This is a genomic window from Thermodesulfovibrio sp. (genome assembly GCF_049969575.1).
Classification (GTDB): Bacteria; Nitrospirota; Thermodesulfovibrionia; order Thermodesulfovibrionales; family Thermodesulfovibrionaceae; genus Thermodesulfovibrio; species Thermodesulfovibrio obliviosus.
In genome coordinates, this window is record NZ_JBMFOO010000041.1 from 3,833 (window position 1) to 11,115 (window position 7,283).

General features: G+C 35.9%; 6 protein-coding genes. 3 read left to right on the forward strand and 3 right to left on the reverse strand.

Going from position 1 to position 7,283, the window contains the following annotated elements:
- The first annotated feature begins 124 nt into the window (after nucleotides 1-124).
- Genes ACP5O9_RS08325 through ACP5O9_RS08335 form a run of 3 tightly spaced genes read left to right on the forward strand, consistent with a single transcriptional unit; the run spans nucleotide 125 to nucleotide 4,808 of the window.
- Complete coding sequence (locus ACP5O9_RS08325) at nucleotides 125-1,213, forward strand: efflux RND transporter periplasmic adaptor subunit (RefSeq protein ID WP_353686914.1); 1,089 nt, start codon at nucleotides 125-127, stop codon at nucleotides 1,211-1,213.
- A complete protein-coding gene (locus ACP5O9_RS08330) occupies nucleotides 1,213-4,296 on the forward strand; it encodes an efflux RND transporter permease subunit (RefSeq protein WP_428723819.1) in 3,084 nt (1,027 codons plus the stop codon). Before ACP5O9_RS08325 ends, ACP5O9_RS08330 begins: the two co-directional genes overlap by 1 nt.
- Before the next feature lie 29 nt (nucleotides 4,297-4,325).
- Nucleotides 4,326-4,808, forward strand: a complete 483-nt coding sequence (locus ACP5O9_RS08335) for an adenosine-specific kinase (RefSeq protein WP_428723820.1) — start codon at nucleotides 4,326-4,328, stop codon at nucleotides 4,806-4,808.
- On the opposite strand, the gene ACP5O9_RS08340 is transcribed toward ACP5O9_RS08335, so the two are convergent.
- Genes ACP5O9_RS08340 through ACP5O9_RS08350 form a run of 3 tightly spaced genes read right to left on the reverse strand, consistent with a single transcriptional unit; the run spans nucleotide 4,805 to nucleotide 6,926 of the window.
- Nucleotides 4,805-5,644: a polynucleotide 5'-hydroxyl-kinase gene (locus ACP5O9_RS08340; RefSeq protein WP_353686917.1), complete on the reverse strand. Its 840-nt coding sequence runs from the start codon at nucleotides 5,642-5,644 to the stop codon at nucleotides 4,805-4,807. The genes ACP5O9_RS08335 and ACP5O9_RS08340 overlap by 4 nt on opposite strands.
- Before the next feature lie 8 nt (nucleotides 5,645-5,652).
- Nucleotides 5,653-6,663, reverse strand: a complete 1,011-nt coding sequence (amrS, locus tag ACP5O9_RS08345; protein ID WP_424904726.1) for an AmmeMemoRadiSam system radical SAM enzyme — start codon at nucleotides 6,661-6,663, stop codon at nucleotides 5,653-5,655.
- Nucleotides 6,660-6,926, reverse strand: coding sequence for a DUF2934 domain-containing protein (locus ACP5O9_RS08350; protein WP_353686919.1), 267 nt, complete (start codon nucleotides 6,924-6,926; stop codon nucleotides 6,660-6,662). Before ACP5O9_RS08350 ends, amrS begins: the two co-directional genes overlap by 4 nt.
- Nucleotides 6,927-7,283: the final 357 nt, after the last annotated feature.

Consider the following 7,283-nt stretch of genomic DNA (forward strand, 5'->3'; position numbering starts at 1 on the left):
TTATTCTATAAATATCATTAAACTTAAAACAAGATGTTTGTATAAAATTTTAAATCATTGACAAAATCCTTGTGTTTTTTATATCTTAGTAAGTGCTTACATGCTGATATTCTAAGGGGGCAAAATGAATACAATGAAAATAATTTCATTGATTTTTTGTTTTTTTCTTCTTTTTTCCTGTTCAAAATCTCCTAAACAGAAGCACATGCCTTCAGTTCCTGTTATTGTTTCTCAAGCAATTATTAAAGATGTGCCAGTTCAGATTACAGCAATAGGGAATGTGGAGGCTTATTCTTCAGTTACAATAAAATCAAGAGTTGAAGGACAGCTTATTAAAGCAAACTTTAAAGAGGGAGATGAGGTCCATAAGGGACAACTTCTTTTTGTGGTTGATCCAAAACCATTTGAAGAAGCTGTAAGACAGGCTGAGGCAAATCTTTTAAGAGACAAAGCACAGCTTGAATTTGCTCGTGCTGATCTTGAAAGGTATGATGAACTTGTAAAAGAAGAGCTTGTTTCAAGACAACAGTATGAAAAAATAAGAACAACTTATGAATCTCTTAAAGCAACTGTAAAAGCAGACCAGGCAATTCTTGAAAATGCAAGATTGCAACTTAATTATTGCTATATCTATTCGCCAATTGATGGCAAAATTGGTTCATTGCTTGTTCATCCAGGAAATATGATAAAGGCAAATGACACTCAGATTGCTATAATAAATCAAATTGTTCCAATATTTGTCCGTTTTTCAGTTCCAGAACAAGAGCTTTTAAGAATAAGGAAAGCAATGTCTCAGGGATTGCTTAAAACAGAAGTTGTTGTTAAAGGTACTGATACCAGCTATACTGCACAGGGTAAGGTTGTTTTTATTGACAATGCTGTTGATGTAGCAACAGGAACAGTCAAACTTAAGGCTGAGTTTGCCAATAAAGATAAAATGCTCTGGCCCGGACAGTTTGTTAATGTTGTTTTAACTTTGGGGGTTAAGAAAAATGCAGTGGTAATTCCATACAGAGCTCTTCAGACAGGTCAAAAAGGTCAGTATGTATGGGTTGTTAAAGAGGATAAAACTGCTGAAATAAGGGAAGTTACCCCTGGGTTGAGATTTGGCGATGATGTAGTAATTGAAAAAGGACTTAATGCTGGAGAAATTGTTGTTGTTGATGGACAGTTGAGACTAACACCTGGAGTAAAAGTGGAGATCAAAAAATAATGAACTTCTCTCAGCTTTTTATCCAACGCCCAGTAATGACAACTCTTTTAATGGTTGCTATTGTTGTCTTTGGAGTAGTGGGATATCGTTATCTACCAATAGCTGAACTTCCCAATGTTGACTTTCCTACAATACTTGTTTCAGCTTCGCTGCCAGGTGCCTCTCCGGAAACAATGGCATCAGCAGTTGCAACACCTCTTGAAAGAGAGTTTTCTACAATTTCAGGATTAAAATCAATGAACTCTGTCAATGCAAAGGGGCTAACCCAGATAACTCTTGAGTTTGACCTAAACAGAGATATAGATGCAGCAGCGCAGGATGTCCAAACAGCAATTGCAAGGGCGAGTAAAAATCTTCCCTCAAACATGCCAACTCCTCCTACTTACAATAAAGTTAATCCTGCTGATATGCCAATTCTTTATTTCGCAATTACTTCTCCTACAATGCCTCTTTACAGGCTTCATGAGTATGCAGATACACTTTTAGCACAAAACATTTCAATGGTAAATGGAGTGGCACAAGTTCAGATATTTGGAGCTCAAAAATATGCTGTTAGAGTAAGAATAGAACCACAGAAAATAGCAAGCAGAGGAATTGGAATTGATGAGGTAGAACAGGCAATAAAAAAGGGTAATGTTGAGCTTCCTACAGGCACACTTTATGGTGATTATCAAGCATTTACAATTGAGGCAACAGGACAGCTTCTGAATGCTTCCCATTATAATGAACTGATTGTAAAAAGTAAAGAAGGCTTTCCTGTAAGAGTTAAGGATATTGGAGAGGCTATTGACAGTGTTGAAAACGATAAACTCGCTGCATGGTACGGAAGTGAAGGAAAACTTCAGAGAGCAATGGTTCTTGCAATTTACAGACAGCCTGGAACGAATACAGTTAAGGTGGCTGATGATGTAAAGAAGAAAGTAGAAGAGCTTAGAGCACAGATGCCAGCAAGTGTTTCTTTAAATCTTCTTTATGATCGTTCTCAATCAATAAGAGAATCTGTAAGAGATGTGGAGTTTACTCTGCTTTTTACTGTTTTTTTAGTGGTAATGGTAATTTTTGTCTTTTTAAGAAGACTTTCAGCTACTGTAATTCCTTCTGTTGCCCTTCCAATCTCAATAATTGGAACATTTGCTGTTATGTATCTTCTCGGATACAGCCTTGATAATCTCTCTCTTATGGCACTTACTCTTTCAATTGGCTTTTTAGTTGACGATGCAATTGTTATGCTTGAAAACATTGTAAGGCATGTTGAAAAGGGAGAAAAGCCCTTTCAGGCAGCCTTAAATGGTTCAAAGGAGATATGGTTTACAATTCTTTCAATGACTCTTTCACTTGTGGCAGTTTTTATTCCTGTGCTTTTTATGGGTGGAATTATTGGAAGACTCTTTAAGGAGTTTTCTGTAACCATCTCTGTTGCAATTTTAATTTCAGGATTAGTTTCTCTGACGCTCACCCCAATGATGTGTAGCAGATTCATTAAAGTGGAAAATCAAAGACATGGTAGACTTTATAATGCGTTAGAAAAAGGTTTTGAGTGGATGGTTAATGTTTATAAAGTGGCTTTAAGATGGTCATTAAAGCATCATAAATTAATGATGATTGGCTCTACAGGCATTCTTCTTCTTACGGTTTACATTTTTACGAGGATTCCTACTGGTTTTCTTCCCAGTGAAGATAAGAGTCAGATTTTTGTAATTACTGAAGCATCAGAAGACATATCCTTTGACGAGATGGTGAGACATCAGCTACAGCTGGCAGATATCATTTTAAAAGAACCATCAGTTCAGGATTTTATGACCGCTGTGGGACCTGGTCCTGCATCTCCTGCTCTAAATAATGGAAGAATGTTTATGCATTTGAAATCTTCATCAGAAAGACCCCATGTAGATAAACTAATTGAACAGCTTAGAGCAAAGCTTAATTCAATCCCAGGGCTTAAAGTATATCCTCAAAATCCTCCAACAATCCGCATAGGAGGGACTCTTACAAAAGCTCTTTATCAATTTACTCTCTCAGGAAGCAATCTTCAGGAGCTTTATTATTATGCTCAAATTCTGGAAGCAAAAATGAAGCAGATTCCAATTATTCAGGATATTTCATCAAATTTGCAGATAAAAACTCCGCAAATTAATATAGAAATTGATCGGCCTAAAGCAGAGTCTTTAGGTGTTACAGCAGATCAGATAGAAAATGCTCTATGGTCAGCATTCGGAAGCAAATGGATTTCCACAATTTATGCTCCAAATAATCAGTATCAGGTTATTCTTGAACTTAAGCCTGAGTATCAGAAAGACCCTTCAGCACTTTCAATGCTTTATATTCGTTCATCAAAGGGAGAGCTTGTTCCACTTAATTCTGTTGCCACTGTATCCCAGAGCATTGGTCCATTAACTGTTAATCATACAGGCCAGCTTCCTTCTGTAACAATATCATTTAATCTTAAGCCAGATGTCTCTCTTGGTGATGCGGTTACTGAAATTCAGAAAGTTGCAAAGGCAACACTGCCTGATACAATAATGACAAGCTTTCAGGGTGCTGCGCAGGCATTTAAAGAGTCTTTTCAAGGACTGTGGTTTTTGCTTGTTGTTGCAGTATTTGTTGTCTATTTAGTTTTGGGAATACTTTATGAAAGCTTTATCCATCCACTTACAATTCTTTCTGCTCTTCCCTTTGCAAGTTTTGGAGCTCTGGTTACTTTGCTTGTCTTTGGAGTTGAATTAAACATTTATGCCTTTGTTGGAATAATCATGCTTATAGGACTTGTTAAGAAAAATGGAATTATGATGATAGATTTTGCACTTCATGCTCAGAGAAATGAAGGCATGAAACCACAGGAAGCAATTTATAATGCCTGTCTTATAAGATTTCGTCCAATAATGATGACAACTGCTGCAGCAGTGTTTGGAGCGCTTCCAATTGCGCTTGGAATTGGAGCAGGTGGTGAGGTTCGCCAGCCACTTGGTCTTGCAGTTGTTGGAGGCTTGCTTTTTTCACAAATGCTTACCCTTTTTGTTACACCCGTGTTTTATCTTTATATGGATAGGCTTCAGAACTGGCTTGGCAAGAAAAAAAGTATATGATATAATTACATAAAAAGAGGAGGTGGCATATGCAGCTTCACTCTATAAAAGTTGAAATTCCAGAAGGATGCAACATAATTCTTGGACAGACTCATTTTATAAAAACTGCTGAAGACCTTTATGAAATTCTTGCAACCCATATTCCCCATGCAAAATTTGCAGTTGCCTTTACAGAAGCCTCAGGCCCATGTCTCATCCGTTCTGAAGCAAACGATGAAGAGCTAAGAGAGGTTTGCATTCGCAATCTTCAAAACATAGGAGCAGGTCATGTATTTTGTATTCTTATGAAAGGAGCTTTCCCAATAAGTGTTTTAAACGCAATAAAAATGTGTCAGGAAGTATGCACCATTTATTGTGCAACCGCAAATCCTCTTGAGGTAATAGTTGCAGAAACAGAGCTTGGTAGAGGAATTCTCGGAGTAATTGATGGAGCAAGCCCGAAAGGTGTAGAAAAAACTGAAGATAGAGAGCATAGAAAGGGATTTCTTAGAAAAATAGGCTATAAAATTTAATCACTTAAAAATGTATTTTTTAAATTAACAAAGCCTATTTTAAGGTGCGTAACATTTTTTAAGTCAATTGGAGGAGATGAAAATATAACATTTTCTTTTGTTACTTCTTCAAGTATTCCTAAGGCAATGCAGTCTTCGGAATTAAATATGCCCAAAATTGTTCCTTCAAGATTTTCTGTTATTTGCTGTTTTTTAAGCAGTCTTTTTTCCAAAGCAAAACTTTCTAATTTTTCAAAGTACTTTTTAAATTTAGATAGTCTATAGCTTGCTCTCTGGGCAGAATTTCTTGGTATAATCCTACTGGATGGCTTCAGGGTTATTACTTTAGATTTGATTTCATTTATAATGTGGTCAATCTCTCCATTTTTGTTAAAGGCAATAACCAGATCAGGCTTGAAGATTTCAATTTTTCGTAGCTTTAGTTGTTTTCCTTGTTCTGCTGATATTAATCCAGTGGTGTCAATTAATGTAGTAGTATTTAAGTGTTCAGCGAACTCAGCAGCTTTTTTAAATTCATCTAAAAATATCTGGGGACACACTGATGGAGTTGTTGCTCCTACAAAATAAATTTTATCAAAATCTATAAGAGGAGATTTTTCTTCAAACTTAGTTGCCTCTTCCTTCTTGTAATATTTTAGAGCAATGGTTGTCGGGATACCGATACTGCTTTGACCTATGTCAGAGTCAATAAAAATTAATGGCTTTTCAAGATTAAGATTTTTTATTAAATATTTTATAAAGGTAGATTTTCCAGAATCAACACTCCCAATGACTATAACTTTTTTACATTCTTTTGCTTCTTTTAATACAACTTCCCAATCAGGTTCAGGTATCATACCTGTAGTTATGGCAGTCCAACTCCGTTAATTTCTGTGCCACAATTCATGCATTTTGAGTTTAATGTATTTATTTTTGAAATAAAATAACCAAATCTTTCAATTACAATGTTTTTGCATTTAGGGCAGCAAGTATTTTCTCCACCTTCACCAGGAACATTTCCAGTATAAACAAACTTAAGTCCTTCTTCAAAACCAATATTTCTTGCTTTTCTTAATGTTTCAACAGGTGTTCTTGGTTTATCAGTGAGCTGATATGTTGGATAAAATTGAGTTACATGCCATGGAATTGAAGGATCAATGGAGACGAGAAAACGGGCTATACTTCTTAAAAATTCCTCTGAATCATTGAGTTCAGGAATAATCAAGGTTGTTACCTCAACCCATACTCCAAGTTCTTTAAGAAGTTTTATATTTTTCATTACAGGCTCAAGCCTTGCTCCGCAGATTTTTTTATAAAAATCATCGTCTCCTTTAAGGTCAACATTTATTGCATCAAGATAGGGTGCAACAAATCTCAAAGCTTCATCTGACATGTAGCCATTGCTTACCCATACATTTTTAATTCCTTCCTTATGAGCTAAAACCATGCAATCATAGGCAAACTCAAGAAATATAGTTGGTTCAGTATAGGTGTAGGAAATACTCTTACAGCCGCTTGCTCTTGCTTCCTTTACCACATCTTCGGGTGTGAAGTCTTCACCAGGAATATCTTTATAAAGCCTTGGATATTGAGAAATTGTATAGTTCTGGCAGTGAAGACAGCGGAAATTGCATCCAACTGTAGCAATTGAATAGGATACAGAACCTGGATAGAAGTGGAAAAGAGGCTTTTTCTCAATGGGATCAATGTGATAGGCAATTATTTTTCCATAGACAAGACTGTAAAGTTTGCCCTCTCTGTTTTCCCTGACTCCGCAAATGCCTCTTGCCTGAGGAGAGATTATACAATGGTGATTACAAGCTCCACATTTTACCTTTCCATCAGAGAGTTGTTCATAAAATAAGGCTTCTTTCATGATTTTTTGCCTCTACTTTTACCTTTTTTTGTTGCAGAGCCTGTCTTACAAACTCTTCTGCCTCTTTTTTTAGGTTTATCCTCCTTTTCTGCTTCAGCAGTTTGAGACTCTTCCTCTTGTCCTATAAGTCCGTATTTAACCATAACAATTTTTTCAGCTTCAAGCCAGTTATCAAGATCTCTTCCTGGAATGCATCCGCTTTTAACATAGAGTTCATAGGCAACCTGCCTTATTTCTTCTTCAAGCCTTTCTCTGTCAATCATTTTTACACCTCCAAATTAAATTTTGAGAATTATTTATCCCTCAAGCATCTTTTTTAAATTATATCAAAATTTTCAAAAAAGTTTTTTGGCTATCCTTAAATTTTCATACTTATTGCTTCACATAAAAATCATATTTTACTGCCTGTGCTACGGCATACAGGCCTGCCAAATAGGCAGGCAGGTCGCTCAAGAACTCTCTTAAATATCCAAACCTTTTGCCTATACTCCAATGCTCCACATGACAATTATCATTTTTTCAATAAGGTCTTGATCTTAGTAAAAACTATAGCTTTTTCATAAAGATAGATTTTAAATGAGACAATTCGCTTAATTTATCTGTAGGCAATTTCAGGTTAT